Source organism: Bacillus cereus group sp. N31, from assembly GCF_016483245.1.
Lineage (GTDB): Bacteria > Bacillota > Bacilli > Bacillales > Bacillaceae_G > Bacillus_A > Bacillus_A toyonensis.
This window is the reverse complement of record NZ_JAEHCH010000080.1, coordinates 1-461: the sequence shown is the minus strand read 5'-3', so window position 1 is coordinate 461 and position 461 is coordinate 1. Positions and strand designations below refer to the sequence as shown.

Here is a 461-nt window from a genome sequence, read left to right as displayed (position 1 = left end):
CCTACTTTTGTATTTGTGATGTCAGTACCACTTACTTTTGATTCATATCCTGGTACTGCTTGCTCTTTCACTTCATACTTGTATGCTGTACCTTCTGTATCATACGCTGCTAAATCTTTGAATTCGTATTTCCAGCCTGTTACTTTGCTTACTTCTTGCGTCGCAATCACTGTACCATTTTGTAAAAGTTCTACTGTAATCATTTCCGGACGATCTTTCGCGTTATCGTCTTTCCATGTCTTCGTTCCTTCTAGCTTTGTTTGGCCTACTTTTGTATTTGTGATGTCATAACCATTTACTTTTGGTTCATATCCAGCTATTGGCTGTTCTTTCACTTCATACTTGTAAGCTACTCCATTCGCATCGTATGCTTGTAGCTTTTCAAACGTATACTTCCATTCTGTTGCCGCTGTTACTTCTTTTGTATCTACTACTTTACCGTTTTGTAGTAAGTCTACTTT

The 461-nt window shown here is 37.7% G+C and carries 1 protein-coding gene; it reads right to left on the bottom strand.

The window, feature by feature from the left end:
• Positions 1–461 (bottom strand): Cna B-type domain-containing protein (locus JDS81_RS29820; protein WP_199688689.1); only part of this gene is annotated, 461 nt, incomplete at both ends.